Here is a 16597-nt window from a genome sequence, read left to right on the forward strand (position 1 = left end):
CCCCACCCCTGTTCACGGTGTGTACACCTCCGGCCTCGGCGCCGTCGGCATGCCGTCGCCGAGGAAGAAGCTCGGGTGCGGCGGCTGGTTGTACGCGGTGTTCTGCCAGGCCAGGGCCGTGCGGTACTGGGTGTCGTGGAGGAGGGTCGTGATGCGGGTACCGGTGTCGTACGGGGTGGAGTAGACGCGCAGGGCCCTGTTGTCCGACGTGCGCCAGACGACCTCCTCGCGCCAGTCGCCGAGGATGTCGCCCGCGAGGACCGGGGTGGCCTTGGTGCCGTTGTTGGACGCGACGCCGGACCCGGTGAGCAGGCGGGTGTCGCCGGAGGGGCCGTACTTGTCGACGCGGGTGCCGTCGAGGAGTTCGCGGACCGGGTCGCCGTCCCACCAGGACAGGAAGTTGGCGCTGGAGGGCTTGCGGCCGTTCACCACCGTGCCCTTCGGGTTGCGGATGCCGCTCTCGGCCGACGACCAGGACTCGGCGCCCGCGCTGCCGGACCAGATGTCCCCGGCGACGCCCCGGCCGTTGTCGCCGCTCGCGCCGGTGGACCAGAGGATCTGACCGGTGCGCGCGTCCGCCATCCAGGACGAGGGCTTCGAGGCGTCCTCGTCCACCTTGAACTCCTCCAGGCCCGCGCGGGACGGGTCGAGGTCGCCGACGTGCATGGCGTCGCCGTGGCCGTTCCTCGTGGTCCACAGGGCGTTGCCGTTGTCGTCGACGGCCATCGCGCCGTAGACGATCTCGTCCTTGCCGTCGCCGTCGACGTCCGCGACGGAGAGCTGGTGGTTGCCCTGGCCGTCGTAGCCCCTGCCGGCGTTGGTGGAGGAGTTGGTGTCGAAGGTCCAGCGGCGGGTGAACCGCCCGTCACGCCAGTCCCAGGCGGCGATCACGGAGCGCGTGTAGTAGCCGCGTGCCATGATCAGGGAGGGCCGGGAGCCGTCCAGGTACGCGGTGCCCGCCAGGAAGCGGTCGACACGGTTGCCGTAGGAGTCGCCCCAGGAGGAGACGTTGCCCCGGGCGGGGACGTAGTCGACGGTGCCCATGGCCCTGCCGGTCCCGCCGTCGAACATCGTCAGGTACTCGGGGCCGGACAGGACGTAGCCGGAGGAGTTGCGGTGGTCGGCCGAGGAACTGCCGACGACCGCGCCGATGCCGTCCCGGGTGCCGTCGGCGGTCTTCATCGCCACCTCGGCGCTGCCGTCGCCGTCGTAGTCGTACACCTGGAACTGGGTGTAGTGGGCGCCCGAGCGGATGTTGCGCCCGAGGTCGACGCGCCACAGCCGGGTGCCGTCCAGCCGTATCCCGTCGACGATCGTGTTGCCCGTGTACCCGGACTGGGAGTTGTCCTTGGCGTTGGTCGGCTGCCACTTGAGGACCAGGTCGAGCGCGCCGTCGCCGTCGAGGTCGCCGACGGAGGCGTCGTTCGCCTCGTAGGTGTAGGAGACGCCGTCGGGTGTCGTGCCGCCGGCGGGCGGGCTGACCGGCACGTCCTTGTAGCCGGCCCGGAACTGGACGGCGTGGACGGAGTCGCCCTGCTCGGTGCCGCCCACGACGGCGCGGACGGTGTAGTCGGCGTGGGACGGGGCGCCGGCGTGGAAGAAGGTGGTGGAGCCGGTGAGGGGGGCGGCGTTGACCTTCGTGCCGGCCCGGTAGACGTTGAACGCGACGTTGTCCGGGTCGGTGCCCAGCCAGCGCCAGCCGACCAGGTTGCCGTCGCCGGTGTGGACGCTGACCACGCCCCGGTCGAGGGCCTCGGCCTGACGTGCCGTGGCGGCGTGGGCGGTGTCGGGGGCGAGCGTGGTCAGGCCGGCGCCGACCAGCCCCGCGGCGGCGAGGGCGGCGGCCAGGGCGAGCGGGCGTCTGCGGTACGTGCGGGGGTGCCTCACGGGCGGACCTCCTGGAGGACGGATGGGTTCCGCCTGTCGGTCGCCGCCCGGGGGCGCCGGGTTGCCGCCCTGCGCCTACGACTTCACGAACGCACGGAGGGTGAAGACGGGGTCGGGCCGGGGCCGGTCCTGGTCCGGCAGGGCCGCGAGCCGGGTGGCGAAGTGCTCCGCGCGCGGTTCGCCGGGCGGCAGCGTGACGAACCAGCCGCGCCGCAGGTCGGCGATGGTACGGCGGGGGCTGCGGCCCTGGCCGTGGCCGGTGAAGCGGGCCTCCCCGGCCGGGACCAGGCCGTGCGCGCGGGCGTGCGCCTCGACGAGGGCGGCGGCGTCGTGCGCGGTGCTGGGCGGGCGGGCCGCGAGCACGGCGTCGATGTCACTGCCCACGTTGTGCGAGGCGCCCTTGTCGACGGTGGTCACGTACACCCCGCCGGGCCGCAGGACGCGGGCGCACTCGCCGACGATCGCCCGCACGTCCCCGGCGCCCTCCGCCAGGTGCAGCAGCCACACGCTGGTGACGGCGTCGAACCCGCCGTCGCGGAAGGGCAGCCGGCGGCTGTCGGCGAGCACGACGGCACCGGGCAGCCGGGCCGCGGCCCGCCGGGCCATCGCGGGGGCGAGGTCCGCGCCGGTCACCCGCGGGGCGCCCGGCGCGGCCGCGAGCCGCCGGGTGACGATGCCGGTGCCGCAGGCGACGTCGAGCAGACTGCGCGCCCCGGGCGGCACGAGGCTCAGTACGGCCCGTGCGGCGGCCTCGGCCCGGGGCTCGCCGCCGCGGGCCGCGTCGTACCGCTCCGCTTCCTTGTCGTAGTCGAGCACACCGTCAGTGTGCCCCGTGACCGGCGGCCAGATCCTCCACCCTGCGGGCCAGCTCGACGTCCTTCGCGGTGACCGCCCCGCCCGCGCTGTGCGTGTGCACCGCGAGGGACACGGTGTTGTAGCCGAGGGTGAGGTCGGAGTGGTGGTCGAGTTCCTCCTGCACCTGGGCGATGTGCACGACCATGGCGGTCGCCGCGAAGTGCGCGCCGAGCCGGTAGACACGGGTCAGGCGGCCGTCCTCCAGCGACCAGCCCGGCAGCTCGGTCAGCCGCTCTTCGATCTCCTGCCGCGACAGCGGTTCGACGGGCATGTGCCACGCTCCTGTCCTGGGGCCCGGGTGCCGGGGATGCCCCTTCAGCCTGCCACAGCACGGCAACCGGAGCCCTGGTCAGGAGGGCGAGCCGGTGCCCTCGCGGCCCGCCGTCGACTACCGTTCGGCCCATGACCGCACCCACGTCCGGCACCGTCCCCACCACCCAGGGCGTGGGTCCGCTGCTGAGGGCCTGGCGGGAGCGGCGGCGGGTCAGCCAGCTGGAACTGGCCCTGCGCGCCGAATCCTCCGCCCGGCACATCAGCTTCGTCGAGACGGGCCGCTCCCGGCCGAGCGAGGAGATGGTGCTGCGCCTCGCCGAGCACCTGGACGTCCCCGTGCGCGAGCGCAACGCCCTGCTGCTCGCGGCCGGTTACGCCCCGCACTACTCGGAGACCCCGCTGGACGACCCGGCGCTGGGCGCCCTGCGCGAGGGCATGGAGCGGCTGATCCGGGGCTACGAGCCCTATCCGGCACTGGTCGTCGACGGGACGTACCGGGTGCTGGCGGCCAACCGGGGCGTGGCGATGCTGATGGACGGAGTCGCCGGGCATCTGCTGGCGCCGCCGCTGAACGCGATGCGGCTGACCCTGCACCCGGAGGGACTGGCACCGCGCATCCGCAACCTGCGCCAGTGGCGCGGACACCTGCTGGAGCAGATGGAGCGGCAGATCGCCCTGCGGCGCTCGGAGCCGCTGCGGGCGCTGTACGACGAGGTGGCGGCCTATCCGGTGCCGGACACCGCGCCGGAGATCGCGCCGGTGGAAGAGCCGGACGAAGCGGTGGCGTACTTCGCGCTGCCGCTGCGGATCGAGCACGAGGGCCGGACCCTGTCGTTCATCTCGTCCATCGCCACCTTCAACACCCCGATGGACGTGACGGTGGCCGAGCTGGCCATCGAGACGCTGCTGCCGGCCGACCCGGCGACGGTCAAGTACCTCCACACACTGCTGTCCTGACAAGGTTGATCGCGAACACCCCTGTGAGAGCGGCCGGGGTACATGACAGACTGCGGTGTGACTTGGGCGCGTTGGGGAGGCGTGGCGTGAGTGAGCGACGGGCCGCACCCACCGTGGGCCAGGTGGTCCTCGGCCGACGGATGCAGGAACTGCGGGAGACCGCGGGCCTCAGACGCGAGGAGGCCGCCAAGGTGCTCCGCGTGGCCCCGGCCACGGTGCGGCGCATGGAAATGGCCGAGGTATCACTGAAGATACCGTATGTCCAGATACTCCTGACGACGTACGGGGTCGCCTCCGACGAGGTCGCCGCGTTCGTCACCCTCGCCGAGGAGGCCAACCAGCCGGGCTGGTGGCAGCGGTACCACGACGTGCTGCCGGACTGGTTCAGCATGTACGTGAGTCTGGAGGGCGCCGCGCGGATCGTGCGCTCCTACGAGCCGCACTTCGTCCCGGGTCTGCTCCAGACCGAGGACTACGCGCGCTCGGTCCTGGAGGCCGGGACGATCGGCAACGCGGGCGGAGACGCGGTCGAGCGGCACGTGTCCCTGCGGATGGAGCGGCAGCGGCTGCTGGACCGCCCGGACCCGCCGCACCTGTGGGTGGTGATGGACGAGACGGTGCTGCGCCGCCCGGTCAGCGTGCACGGCCGGGTGATGCGCGAACAGCTGGACAAACTGCTGGAGTTCGCGTCCCGGGACCGGGTGACGCTCCAGGTCGCCGAGTTCGAGGACGGGCCGCACCCCGGGACGTACGCGCCGTTCACCCTGTTCCGGTTCGCGGAGCCGGAGCTGCCCGACATGGTCTTCACCGAGTATCTGACCGGCGCCCTGTACCTGGACTCCCGGCCCGAGGTCTCGGCGCACCTGGAGGTCCTGGACCACATGACGGCGCGTGCCGCGTCGACCCAGCGCACCGAGAAGGTCCTGCGCGAGTACCGCGAGAACTACTGACCCGGCGACCCCGCCACCGAGACCCGAGGCTCCCAGGAGACGACACGGCATGACCGGATCCGACGGCACCGCCGCCCCCATCGACACCAGCCGGCCGCACCCGGCGCGCGTCTACGACTGGTGGCTGGGCGGCAAGGACAACTACCCGGTGGACGAGGAGCTGGCCCGCAGGATCCTCGCCGCGGACGGCACGGCGGTACGCGGCGCGCGCGCCAACCGCCGGTTCATGCAGCGGGCGGTCCGCACCCTCGCCGAGGCCGGGATCCGGCAGTTCCTGGACATCGGCACCGGCATCCCGACCGAGCCGAACCTGCACCAGGTGGCGCAGGCGGTGGCCCCCGAGTCGCGGGTCGTGTACGCCGACAACGACCCGATCGTCCTGCGGCACGCCCAGGCGCTGCTGCACGGCTCGGCGCAGGGCTCCACGGAGTACGTGCACGCCGACGTCCGGGATCCGGACCTGATCCTGCGGCTGGCGGGCGAGAGCCTGGACTTCGGCCGGCCGATGGCGCTGTCGCTGGTGGCGCTGGTGCACTACCTCGGCGACGCGGTCGACGGCGACGACGTGCACGGGCTGCTCAAGCGGTACGTCGACGCCCTCGCCCCCGGCAGCTACCTGGTGCTGTCGCAGGTGACGCCCGATCTGAACCCGGAGGCGGTGGGCAAGGCCGCCGCCCTGTTCACCCGCAGCGGCACGCCGTTCCACCCGCGCTCGCTCACCGAGTTCGCCCGCTTCTTCGACGGCCTGGAACTGCTGGGCCCCGGCATCATCCCGGTCACCGGATGGCGGCCGGACCCGGAGGACGTGGCCGCCCAGGCGGAGGGCATCGTGCCGGTCTACGCGGGGGTCGCGCGCAAGCTCTGACCCGGACGCCGGACACCTGGCGCCCGCGCTGACCCGTACGGGCCCCGCGAACGGGTGCGCTCCCGTGCCCGCCCCTAGGTTCGAGAACCAGGGCGAGCAAGGGAGCGCACGTGACCGACACGCGGACACCGCCCACCGAGCCGGGCGCGGCGCTGCTGCGCGCGGGGCGGTTCTTCCGGCCGGGGACCGCCTCACCCGACCTGCACAGCATCGGGCTGGTCGGCGGCCGGGAGGCGGACGCCTTCTACCGCGACCGCTGGAGCCACGACAGGGTCGTGACCTCCACGCACGGCGTGAACTGCACGGGCTCGTGCCGCTGGAACGTGTTCGTCAAGGACGGCATCATCACGTGGGAGACCCAGGCCACTGACTACCCGTCGGTCGGCCCGGACCGCCCCGAGTACGAGCCGCGCGGCTGCCCCCGGGGCGCGGCGTTCTCCTGGTACACCTACTCGCCGACCCGGGTGCGCTACCCGTACGTACGCGGGGTGCTCCTGGAGATGTACCGGGAGGCGAAGGCGCGGCTGACGGACCCGGTCCTCGCCTGGGCGGACATTCAGGGCGACCCCGGGCGGCGGCGGCGCTACCAGCGGGCGCGGGGCAAGGGCGGGCTGGTCCGGGCGGACTGGGACGAGGCCGTCGAGATGATCGCCGCCGCCCACGTCCACACCCTCCGCGCCCACGGCCCCGACCGCATCGCGGGCTTCTCCCCGATCCCCGCGATGTCGATGGTGTCGCACGCGGCGGGCGCCCGCTTCCACTCCCTCATCGGCGCGCCGATGCTGTCGTTCTACGACTGGTACGCCGACCTGCCGGTGGCCTCCCCGCAGGTGTTCGGCGACCAGACGGACGTCCCGGAGTCGGGCGACTGGTGGGACGCGGCGTACCTGATCATGTGGGGTTCGAACGTGCCGGTGACCCGGACGCCGGACGCGCACTGGATGGCGGAGGCCCGCTACCGGGGCCAGAAGGTCGTGGTGGTGTCGCCGGACTACGCCGACAACACCAAGTTCGCCGACCAGTGGCTGCACGCGCACCCGGGCACGGACGCCGCACTGGCCCTGGCGATGGGGCACGTCGTGCTCAAGGAGTTCTTCGTCGACCGCGCCACGCCGTTCTTCGACGACTACGTGCGGCGCTTCACCGACCTGCCGTTCCTGGTGACGCTGACCGAGCGGGACGGGGCGTACGTCCCGGCGAAGTTCCTGCGCGCGGCCGACCTGGGGCAGGGCGGCGAGGACGCCCGCTGGAAGACGGTCGTGCTGGACGGGGCGACGGGCCGCGCGGTCGTCCCGAACGGCTCCCTCGGCTTCCGCTGGAACGAGGCCGACCAGGGCCGCTGGAACCTCGACCTGGGGGACGTACGGCCCCGGCTGACCCTGCACGGACACGAGATGGCGTCGGGTGTCGAGGTGCTGCTCCCCCGCTTCGACACCGAGGGCGGCGCGCACGGGCAGGGACGCGGTGACGTGCTGCGGCGGGGTGTCCCGGCGACGCGGCTCGGTGGGGCGACCGGGCCCCTGGTGACGACCGTGTTCGACCTGCTGCTGGCCCAGTACGGGGTGGCGCGGCCGGGGGTGCCGGGCGACTGGCCGGCGTCGTACGAGGACGCGGCCGCGCCCGGCACCCCGGCCTGGCAGGAGACGCACACCTCGGTCCCGGCGGCGGCCTGTGTGCGCGTCGCGCGGGAGTTCGCGCGGACCGCTGAGCGGTCCAAGGGCCGCTGCATGATCCTGATGGGCGCGGGCACCAACCACTGGTTCCACTCCGAGACGATCTACCGGACCTTCCTGGCCCTGCTCCAGCTCACCGGCTGCCAGGGCCGCAACGGCGGCGGCTGGGCGCACTACGTCGGGCAGGAGAAGTGCCGTCCGGTGACCGGCTGGGCGACGCTGGCCGCCGCGTCGGACTGGTCGCGTCCGCCGAGGCAGATGATCGGCACCGGGTACTGGTACCTCAACACCGACCAGTGGCGCTACGACCGGTTCCGCGCCGACGTGCTCGCCTCGCCGCTCGGCGAGGGGCGGCTCTCCGGCATGACGGGCGCGGACTGCCTCGCCCTGTCGGCGCGCACGGGGTGGATGCCCTCCTACCCGACCTTCGACCGCAACCCGCTGGAGCTGGGCGAGACCTTCGGCGACCCGGTGGCGAACGCGGTGGCCGAACTGCGGTCGGGCACGCTGAAGTTCGCGTGCGAGGACCCGGACGCGCCGGAGAACTGGCCGCGGATCGTGACCCTGTGGCGGGCCAACCTGCTCGGCTCCTCGGGCAAGGGCGCCGAGTACTTCACCAAGCACCTGCTGGGCACCCAGTCCTCGCTGCGCGCCGAGGAGGCCGCGCCCGGCGAGCGCCCGCGGGACGTCGTCTGGCACGAGGAGGCGCCCGAGGGGAAGCTCGACCTGCTGCTGTCGCTGGACTTCCGGCACACCTCGTCGACGCTGCTGTCCGACGTGGTGCTCCCGGCGGCCACCTGGTACGAGAAGCACGACCTGTCCAGCACGGACATGCACCCCTACGTGCACGCCTTCTCCCCGGCCGTGAGCCCGCCGTGGCAGGCGCGCACCGACTTCGACACCTTCAAGGCGCTCGCGGAGAAGCTGAGCGAGCTGGCCGCCGGGCACCTCGGGGTGCGGGGGGACCTGGTGGCGGCGCCGCTCCAGCACGACACGCCGGGCGAGATCGCCCAGCCGGGCGGGGTGGTACGCGACTGGCGGCGCGGGGAGTGCGCTCCGGAGCCCGGGAAGACCATGCCGGACCTGGTCGTGGTGGAGCGCGACTACACGGCGGTCGGCGCGAAGTTCGCGGCGCTCGGCCCGCTGGTGGAGACCAAGGGCCTGCCCGCCAAGGGCATCACCCTGAAGCCGGACGAGGAGGTGGAGCGGCTGCGGCGGATGAACGGCGCGGTGCGCGGCGGCCCGGCCGACGGGCGCCCATCGCTGGACACGGCGGTCAAGGCGGCCAACACCGTCCTCGCCCTCTCCGGCACCACCAACGGACGCCTTGCCACCCAGGGCTTCCACACGCTGGAGGCGAAGACCGGGCAGGCGATGGCGCACCTCGCCGCCGAACACGAGGGCAAGCGGATCACGTACGCGGACACGCAGGCGGCGCCCGTGCCGGTGATCACCTCGCCGGAGTGGTCGGGCAGCGAGGCCGGCGGGCGCCGGTACACGGCGTTCACCCTCAACACCGAGCACCTCAAGCCCTGGCACACCCTCACCGGACGGCAGCACTTCTTCCTCGACCACGACTGGATGCACGAGCTGGGCGAGGCACTGCCGGTGTACCGGCCGCCGCTGGACATGAGCCGGCTCTTCGGCGAACCGCGGCTCGGGCCGGACGGCGACCGCGAGGTGACGGTCCGCTACCTGACCCCGCACAACAAGTGGTCCATCCACTCCGAGTACCAGGACAACCTGTTCATGCTGGCGCTGTCCCGGGGCGGCCAGTGCGTCTGGATGTCGCCGCAGGACGCGGACGCCATCGGGGTCGCGGACGACGACTGGATCGAGGCGGTCAACCGCAACGGCGTGGTGGTGGCCCGCGCGATCGTCTCGCACCGCATGCCGCCCGGCACGGTGTACATGCACCACGCGCAGGAGCGCACGGTGAACACGCCGCTCACGGAGACCACCGGCAAGCGCGGCGGCGTCCACAACTCGCTGACCCGGCTGCTGCTCAAGCCGACCCATCTCATCGGCGGCTACGCCCAGTTGTCCTGGGCGTTCAACTACCTCGGCCCGACGGGCAACCAGCGCGACGAGGTGACGGTCATCCGCCGCCGCGGCCAGGAGGTCGAGTACTGATGCGCCCGATGGCCCAGATCGCGATGGTGATGAACCTCGACAAGTGCATCGGCTGCCACACCTGCTCGGTCACCTGCAAGCAGGCGTGGACCAACCGGCGGGGCATGGAGTACGTCTGGTTCAACAACGTCGAGACCCGCCCGGGACAGGGCTACCCGCGCCGCTACGAGGACCAGGAGCGGTGGCGCGGCGGCTGGGAGCTGAACCGGCGCGGCGCGCTGAAGCTGAAGGCGGGCGGCCGGATCAGGAAGCTCGCCGGGATCTTCTCCAACCCGAAGCTGCCGGGGATCAAGGACTACTACGAGCCCTGGACGTACGACTACAAGAACCTCACCGACGCCCCGCTCGGCGACGACTACCCGGTCGCGCGGCCCGTCTCGCAGCTGGACGGCAAGCCGATGAAGATCGGCTGGTCCTCGAACTGGGACGACGACCTGGGCGGCGCGCCCGCCTACGGCGACCTGGACCCGATGGTGGAGCGGACCCGCCGGCAGGCCTCGGAGAAGGTGCGGTTCGCCTACGAAGAGACCTTCATGTTCTACCTGCCGCGGATCTGCGAGCACTGCCTCAACCCGTCGTGCGTGGCGTCCTGCCCGTCCGGGGCGATGTACAAGCGCTCGGAGGACGGGATCGTCCTGGTCGACCAGGACCGCTGCCGGGGCTGGCGGATGTGCGTGACCGGCTGCCCGTACAAGAAGGTGTACTTCAACCACCGCACCGGCAAGGCGGAGAAGTGCACCTTCTGCTACCCGCGCATCGAGATCGGGCAGCCGACGGTCTGCTCGGAGACCTGCGTGGGCCGGCTGCGGTACCTGGGAGTGGTGCTGTACGACGCCGACAAGGTGACCGAGGCCGCCGAGACACCGGACGAGAAGGACCTGTACGAGGCGCAGTTGGGGCTCTTCCTCGACCCGGAGGACCCGGCGGTGCGACGGGCGGCCGAGGACGCGGGGATCCCGTACGACTGGATCGAGGCGGCCCGGCGCTCCCCCGTGCACGCCCTGGTCAGCCGGTACCGGGTGGCGCTCCCGCTGCATCCGGAGTACCGCACGATGCCGATGGTCTGGTACATCCCGCCGCTGTCGCCGGTGGTGGACGCGCTGACCGAGACCGGGCACGACGGTGAGGACGCGGACAACCTCTTCGGCGCCATCGACACCCTGCGCATTCCGCTGGAGTACCTGGCGGAGCTGTTCACCGCGGGGGACGTGGGGCCGGTGCGGGCGTCGCTGGAGAAGCTGGCCGCGATGCGCGCCCACATGCGGTCGGTCAACCTCGGCGAGAACCCCGACCCGGCGGTCTGCGCGGGCGTCGGCATGCGGCCCGAGGAGATCCATGACATGTACCGGCTGCTGGCGCTCGCCAAGTACGAGGAGCGGTACGTGATCCCGACGGCGGCCGTCGGGGACGCGCACCGGCTGGAGGCGGCGGCGCTGCCGGACACCTGCAGCCTCGACACCGAGGGCGGGCCCGGCATGGGCGGCGACGGCCCGTTCGGCCAGGACTCGGGACGCCGGATGCTGCCGCTGGTGCCGGTGGAGAACTTCCACATCCTGCGCAGGCGGCAGACCGCGGACGACGAGAGGGAGGCCTGATCCCATGCCCGGGTTCGAGGTGCTGTACCAGGCGGCGGCGCTCTGCCTGACCTACCCCGACGACGACTTCCGCGACCGGCTGCCGCTGCTGCGCGAGGCCGCCCCGCAGCTGCGGGCCTTCACCGACCACGCGGCCGTGACGCCCCAGGGCGAACTCCAGGCGCACTACGTGCAGGTCTTCGACTTCAGGAACCGGCACAGCCTGTACCTGAGCTGGTGGACCGACGGCGACACCCGCAACCGCGGGATGTCCCTGGTCCGCTTCAAGGAGCTGTACCGCGCCCACGGCTTGGAGTTCACCGGGGAGGAACTGCCCGACTTCCTGCCGGCGGTGCTGGAGTTCGCCTCCCGCACCGGGGACATCGGCATGCTCACCGAGCACCGCGACGCGCTGGACCAGCTGCGCTCCCGGCTGACCGCCTTCGGCACGCCCTACGCCTGCGTGCTGGACGCCGTGTGCGCCACCCTGCCGCCCGCATCGACCGGAGCCGGCCGATGAACGTCTTCCTCTGGGGCGTCCTGCCCTACGCCGCCTTCGCCCTGCTGATCGCGGGCCTGGTCTGGCGCCACCGCTACGACCGGTTCGGCTGGACGACCCGCTCCTCGCAGATCTACGAGTCCAAGCTGCTGAACATCGCCTCGCCGGTCTTCCACTACGGCATCCTCTTCGTGCTCGTGGGCCACCTCATCGGACTGTTCGTCCCGGCGTCCTGGACCCGGGCGGTCGGCGTCAGCGAACACGCCTACCACCTGTTCTCCCTGTACGGCGGCACGCTGGCCGGGGTCCTCACGGTGGCCGGGATCGGGATGCTGGTCTACCGGCGGCGCACCAAGGCGCCGGTCTTCCGCGCCACGACCGCCAACGACAAGTTCATGTACGTCTTCCTGCTCGGCGCGATCGTGCTGGGCATGATCGCCAAGCTCTCCGACACCTCGGGCGACGGCTACGACTACCGGAGCACCATCGCGCCCTGGTCGCGCAGCCTGTTCACGCTGAACCCGAAGGTGGAGCTGATGGAGGGCGTGCCGGTGCTCTACCACGTGCACGCGGTGATCGGGATGGTGCTGATCGCCCTGGTTCCCTACACCCGCCTGGTGCACATGTTCAGCGCGCCGCTGCAGTACCTGACCCGCCCGTACGTGGTGTACCGGTCGCGCGACCCCAGGCAACTGGGGCCGCGCCCGGACCGGCGGGGCTGGGAGCGTACGGGCTCCTAGCCGCCTAGGCCAGCTTGGCGGTGAGGGTGATGGTGGTGCCGGTCAGGGCCTGGCTGACCGGGCAGTTCTTCTTGGCGTCCTCGGCGGCGGCGGTGAACGCGTCGGCGTCGAGGCCGGGGACGGTGCCCTCCACGGTGAGGTGGATGCCCTTGATGCCCTCGCCGGGCTGGAAGGTGACGTCGGCGGAGGTGGTGAGCTTGGTGGGCGGGGTGCCGGCGCCGGCCAGGCCGTGCGACAGCGCCATGGAGAAGCAGCTGGAGTGGGCGGCGGCGATCAGCTCCTCGGGGCTGGTCTTGCCGTTCGCCTGCTCGGCGCGCGACGGCCACGACACCGGCTGCTCGCCGATGCCGGACGAGTCGAAGGTGACGACACCGCTGCCCTCGAGCAGGTTGCCTTCCCAGACGGTGTGTGCGGAGCGCGTGGTTGCCACGGCGGGTCCTCTCGAATTCGCTTGCTGTACTGGGGCAGTGGAAGCCCGTGCCCGGGTTCCCGACCCCATCCGATCACACTCCGGCCCGGCCCACCTTGCGCGCCGCCATCACCGCGTAGACCAGCACGCCCGCGAAGAGGAACAGCACCCCCTGGTAGACCGCCGCGTAGCCGGCGCCCGCGACGAGCCACAGCGAGAAGGCGGCGGCCACCGAGGCGATCACGAGGTCCCGTACCAGGCGGGCCCGGTCGACCTTCTCGCCCTGGCCGGAGACCAGGTGGAAGATCTGGGCGGCGGCGGCCAGCAGGTAGGGCACGGTCGCGGTGAAGGTGGTGACGAGGACGAGGACCTCGAAGACCTTCGCCGAACCGGCGGTGTAGTTGTAGACGGTGAGCAGGGAGGCGAGGACGACGGTGACGGCGACGCCGGTCGTCGGCACGCCCCGCCGCCTGCGCGCGAAGGCGGCCGGGAAGAGGCCGTCCTTCGCGGCGGCGTACGGGGTCTGGGCGCTGAGCAGGGTCCAGCCGTTGAGGCAGCCGGTCATCGAGACCAGCGCGGCCAGCGCGACGGCCCAGCCGCCCCACGCGCCGCCGAACATGGCGTTCACGGCGTCGGAGAAGGGTGCGGTCGAGGTGACCAGGCGGTCGTGGGGGACGGTGCCGAAGACCGAGAGGGTGCCCAGCAGGTAGACGAGGGCGGCGCCCGCGGTGCCGATGACCGTGGCGCGGCCGACGGTGCGGCGCGGGTTCTTCACCTCGCCGGCGCTGACGGCGGCGGACTCCACGCCCAGGTAGGAGAAGAGCAGGATCGCGGCGGCGGCGGAGACCGCGCCGATGCCGCCGGCGCCGCTCGCGTTGAACGGGCCGAGGTTGTCCGGGTCGAAGAAGAACAGCCCGCCGACCGCGACGAGCAGCAGCGGCGCGAACTTCAGGACGGTGGCGACCAGCTGCACGGCGCCCACGTACCGGGTGCCCGCGAAGTTGGCGAGCGCGGGCAGCCACTGGATGACCAGCGCGGCCAGACAGGCGGTCCAGCGGTGGTCGTTGACCGGGATCAGGACGTCGAGGTAACCGACGGCGGCGACGGCCAGCGCCGCGTTGGACACCCAGGTGGTGATCCAGTACGCCCAGGCCGCGAGGAAGCCGGCGAAGTCGCCGAAGGCGCCGCGGGCGTAGACGTAGGGGCCGCCGGTGCGCGGGTCGCGGGCGGCGAGGCGGCCGAAGACCAGGGCGAGCGCGATGGCGCCGACGGTCAGGACGCCGAAGGCGAGCAGGCTGACGGTGCCGAAGGGCGCGACGGAGGCGGGGAGCAGGAAGATGCCGCCGCCGATGATGTTGCCCATGACCAGGGCGGTGGCCACGGGAAGCCCGAAGCGGCGGGCGTGCCGGCCGGTGCCGGACGTGGGGTCGGGGGCCGCGGGGGTCTCCTGCGGTTCCGGAGCCGGTGGGGGGACGGTCCCGGTGACGTGCATGGGGTGGTGCGCCTCTCATGGAACTGTGGCCCGGGATCGCCGGGGCGGCGCTCATGGTCGGGCACGGTCCGTCGCACCTCAAAATCAGGCGCTTTTCTCCTGCACGAACCCGTCCGCGACGGGAAAAGGTGCGCTTTCGACGACGTTCGGCCGTGGATCTTCCACGGGTACCTGCGGGCCGTTGGACTCCCGCAGCCAGCGGCGCAGCACCTGGTGGACGTGTTCGGCGCCGACGATCTCCGTGCCCTCCTCCACCGGGTCGGACAGCACGGCCGGTGACAGCAGGAAGGCGTGCGACTGGGCGCCGCCGAGCCCACCGTGGGAGCCGATCTGCTCCTCGAACGCGAGGACTTCGCCGTCGGCCGGGTCGTGGAAGGAGTTGACCATGATGTCGGCGGTGTGCGGGAAGGAGTGCGTGCGGCGCACGGCGTCGGCGGCGCCGGGACCGAAGGGGGCGAGCGGGCCGGGCTCCTCGTCGAGCCGGTCCAGGGGTATCTCGGCGCCGTGCGCACCGAGCACCAGGCCGCCGTGGAGCTCGCTGCGCACCAGCAGGAAGCCGATGCCGGGGTGGTTGGCGAGGGTCGGCAGCAGCGCGGGGTGGCGGGCGTCGATCTCCTCCCTGGTCATCCGGTGCCGCACGTCCGGGAACGAGACCAGGCCCAGGTTGCCCGAGGCCAGCACGATCGGCTCGGAGCGGCGGCCGGTCGGGGTGTCGGCGGGTCTCTGCTGTGCGGCGCCCTCCTCGACGGGGCGGTGCAGGGCGGCGCGGACGGTGTTGCGGGCCTCGGCGCCGCTGCGGGTGCGCTGGGCGCGGCGCGGCACCGGCAGCCCGCAGCCGGCCCGGACCAGGTCGCCGAGGGTGAGGCCGTAGCGGGCGCGGAAGGTCTCGCCTGGGCTCTGGCCGTGGTCGGACAGGAGGACGATCCGGTAGGAGCGGGGGGCCTGGTCGGCGACCTTCTCGATCAGCGCGAGGGACCGGTCGAGCCGCCTCAGGACGTTGACGGCGTCCCGGCCGTGCGGCCCGGAGTGGTGCGCCACCTCGTCGTACGCCACCAGGTCGGCGTAGACGGCGGTGCGGCCGGCGAGCATGTCGCCCATCACCGCGGCGACGACGACGTCGCGTTCGACGACGGTGGCGAAGGCGCGGACGAAGGGGTAGAGGCCGCCGCGGGAGACGCGCGGGCGGACCTTGTGGGCGCGGGCGCGGACGGACTGGCCGATCTCCCGGCCCACCTCGGCGACGAAGGACATCGCGGTGCGGACGGCGTTGGCCGGGTCGGAGAAGTAGGCGAAGTAGCCGGACCTGGACCGGGTCTCGCGGCTGCGGCGGCGGGTGGCGATGGACAGCACCAGGGCCTGTTCGTCGGCGCCGCCGCCGAAGAGGTTGCCGCGGCTCGCGCCGTCCAGGCTGAGCAGCCCGCCGTCGCCGGTGCGCCGGACGGCGCGGTGCTGGAGTTCGGCGGCGCTGGTCGGCCGGTTGCAGACCATGACCTCGCCGGTGTCCTTCTCGTACCAGCGGAAGGCGGGCACGTCGTGGTTGCTGCCGTGCAGGATGCCGAGCTGGCTGGCGCCGGTCTGGCTGGACCAGTCGGTGCGCCACGGGGCCAGCCGGTGACTCGCGGACGCGCCGTCGCGGCCGAGCCAGCGGGCGACGGTGGGCATGGCGCCGGTGTCGACGGCGTCGAGCAGGACGTCGTGTCCCACGCCGTCCAGTTGCAGGAAGACGATGCCCGGGCCGGCCGGGCAGGGCGGGCCCGATCTGCGGCGGCGGTCGGCGAGGCGGTAGAGCCGGCGCCGGTAGGCGTCGTCGCCGCGCACCGTCAGGGCACCGCCGGTGGCGGAGGCGACGGCGGACATGACGGCGGCGACCACGACCGCGGTCTCGGGGGCGACGCCGCCGCGGCCTGCCGGGTTCACGTCGATCGCGAGGAGCAGCAGCCCGCCGTTGAGGAAGAAGACCAGCAGCCCGAGGACGAGCGCCGGCACCAGGAGCAGCAGGCGGACCATGAGCGGCCACACCACGGCGGAGAGCAGGCCGAAGGCGCCCGCGCCGACCGCGGCGGTCATCGCGATGTCGGTCGCGCTGTCCCCGTCGGGCGACTGGAGCCGGAAGTCCGGCAGGATGCCCGCGAGCACGAGCATGGTGAGGGTGGACACGGCCCACACCGCGACAATCCGCCCGATCTGACTGGCGACCCGGCGCCAACGGCCTCCACCCACGCTCCGCACACCTCACGTCCCGGCCCGTCGTCCGGGCCATCCCCACCCTGCCACAACGCTCCGGGGCACC

At 72.7% G+C, this 16597-nt stretch carries 13 protein-coding genes; 7 read left to right on the top strand and 6 right to left on the bottom strand.

Annotation, left to right across the window (positions count from 1 at the left end; translation table 11 throughout):
• Nucleotides 1-12 precede the first annotated feature (12 nt).
• The 3 genes from ACFW01_RS18765 to ACFW01_RS18775 form a co-directional block, all read right to left on the bottom strand.
• Nucleotides 13-1887 carry a rhamnogalacturonan lyase gene (locus ACFW01_RS18765; RefSeq protein WP_384504726.1) on the bottom strand — a complete coding sequence of 625 codons (1875 nt, stop codon included), beginning with the start codon at nucleotides 1885-1887 and terminating at the stop codon, nucleotides 13-15.
• A 75-nt stretch (nucleotides 1888-1962) separates the two neighbouring features.
• Nucleotides 1963-2703: a class I SAM-dependent methyltransferase gene (locus ACFW01_RS18770; protein WP_234956789.1), complete on the bottom strand. Its 741-nt coding sequence runs from the start codon at nucleotides 2701-2703 to the stop codon at nucleotides 1963-1965.
• Between the two features lie 4 nt (nucleotides 2704-2707).
• Entirely contained in the window at nucleotides 2708-3013 is a 306-nt protein-coding gene (locus tag ACFW01_RS18775; protein ID WP_234956788.1) for a 4a-hydroxytetrahydrobiopterin dehydratase, read from the bottom strand.
• Nucleotides 3014-3144: 131 nt separating this feature from the next.
• Here ACFW01_RS18775 and ACFW01_RS18780 point away from each other — a divergent pair, with 131 nt between their 5' ends.
• The 7 genes from ACFW01_RS18780 (at nucleotide 3145) to narI (ending at nucleotide 12406) form a co-directional block, all read left to right on the top strand.
• Nucleotides 3145-3972, top strand: coding sequence for a helix-turn-helix domain-containing protein (locus ACFW01_RS18780; protein WP_384504731.1), 828 nt, complete (start codon nucleotides 3145-3147; stop codon nucleotides 3970-3972).
• 86 nt (nucleotides 3973-4058) lie between these two features.
• A complete protein-coding gene (locus ACFW01_RS18785; protein WP_234956786.1) occupies nucleotides 4059-4922 on the top strand; it encodes a helix-turn-helix transcriptional regulator in 864 nt (287 codons plus the stop codon).
• A 49-nt stretch (nucleotides 4923-4971) separates the two neighbouring features.
• Nucleotides 4972-5787 carry an SAM-dependent methyltransferase gene (locus ACFW01_RS18790; RefSeq protein WP_234956785.1) on the top strand — a complete coding sequence of 272 codons (816 nt, stop codon included), beginning with the start codon at nucleotides 4972-4974 and terminating at the stop codon, nucleotides 5785-5787.
• 110 nt (nucleotides 5788-5897) lie between these two features.
• Nucleotides 5898-9593 carry a nitrate reductase subunit alpha gene (locus tag ACFW01_RS18795; protein ID WP_384504735.1) on the top strand — a complete coding sequence of 1232 codons (3696 nt, stop codon included), beginning with the start codon at nucleotides 5898-5900 and terminating at the stop codon, nucleotides 9591-9593.
• Nucleotides 9593-11188, top strand: coding sequence for a nitrate reductase subunit beta (gene narH / locus ACFW01_RS18800; RefSeq protein WP_384504738.1), 1596 nt, complete (start codon nucleotides 9593-9595; stop codon nucleotides 11186-11188). The genes ACFW01_RS18795 and narH overlap by 1 nt, the downstream gene beginning before the upstream one ends.
• Before the next feature lie 4 nt (nucleotides 11189-11192).
• On the top strand, nucleotides 11193-11687 hold the full coding sequence (gene narJ, locus ACFW01_RS18805; protein WP_234956782.1) for a nitrate reductase molybdenum cofactor assembly chaperone: 495 nt from the start codon (nucleotides 11193-11195) through the stop codon (nucleotides 11685-11687).
• On the top strand, nucleotides 11684-12406 hold the full coding sequence (narI, locus tag ACFW01_RS18810; protein WP_234956781.1) for a respiratory nitrate reductase subunit gamma: 723 nt from the start codon (nucleotides 11684-11686) through the stop codon (nucleotides 12404-12406). The genes narJ and narI overlap by 4 nt, the downstream gene beginning before the upstream one ends.
• A 4-nt stretch (nucleotides 12407-12410) precedes the next feature.
• Here narI and ACFW01_RS18815 read toward each other — a convergent pair whose 3' ends face one another.
• The 3 genes from ACFW01_RS18815 to ACFW01_RS18825 all read right to left on the bottom strand — a co-directional run bounded on the left by ACFW01_RS18815 (nucleotide 12411) and on the right by ACFW01_RS18825 (nucleotide 16536).
• Nucleotides 12411-12836: an OsmC family protein gene (locus tag ACFW01_RS18815; RefSeq protein WP_122618962.1), complete on the bottom strand. Its 426-nt coding sequence runs from the start codon at nucleotides 12834-12836 to the stop codon at nucleotides 12411-12413.
• Between the two features lie 73 nt (nucleotides 12837-12909).
• Nucleotides 12910-14307, bottom strand: a complete 1398-nt coding sequence (locus ACFW01_RS18820) for an amino acid permease (protein ID WP_234956780.1) — start codon at nucleotides 14305-14307, stop codon at nucleotides 12910-12912.
• Nucleotides 14308-14391: 84 nt separating this feature from the next.
• Nucleotides 14392-16536 carry a phage holin family protein gene (locus ACFW01_RS18825; protein ID WP_384504744.1) on the bottom strand — a complete coding sequence of 715 codons (2145 nt, stop codon included), beginning with the start codon at nucleotides 16534-16536 and terminating at the stop codon, nucleotides 14392-14394.
• Nucleotides 16537-16597: the final 61 nt, after the last annotated feature.

The sequence above is a fragment of the Streptomyces sp. NPDC058985 genome, from assembly GCF_042740985.1.
Lineage (GTDB): Bacteria > Actinomycetota > Actinomycetes > Streptomycetales > Streptomycetaceae > Streptomyces.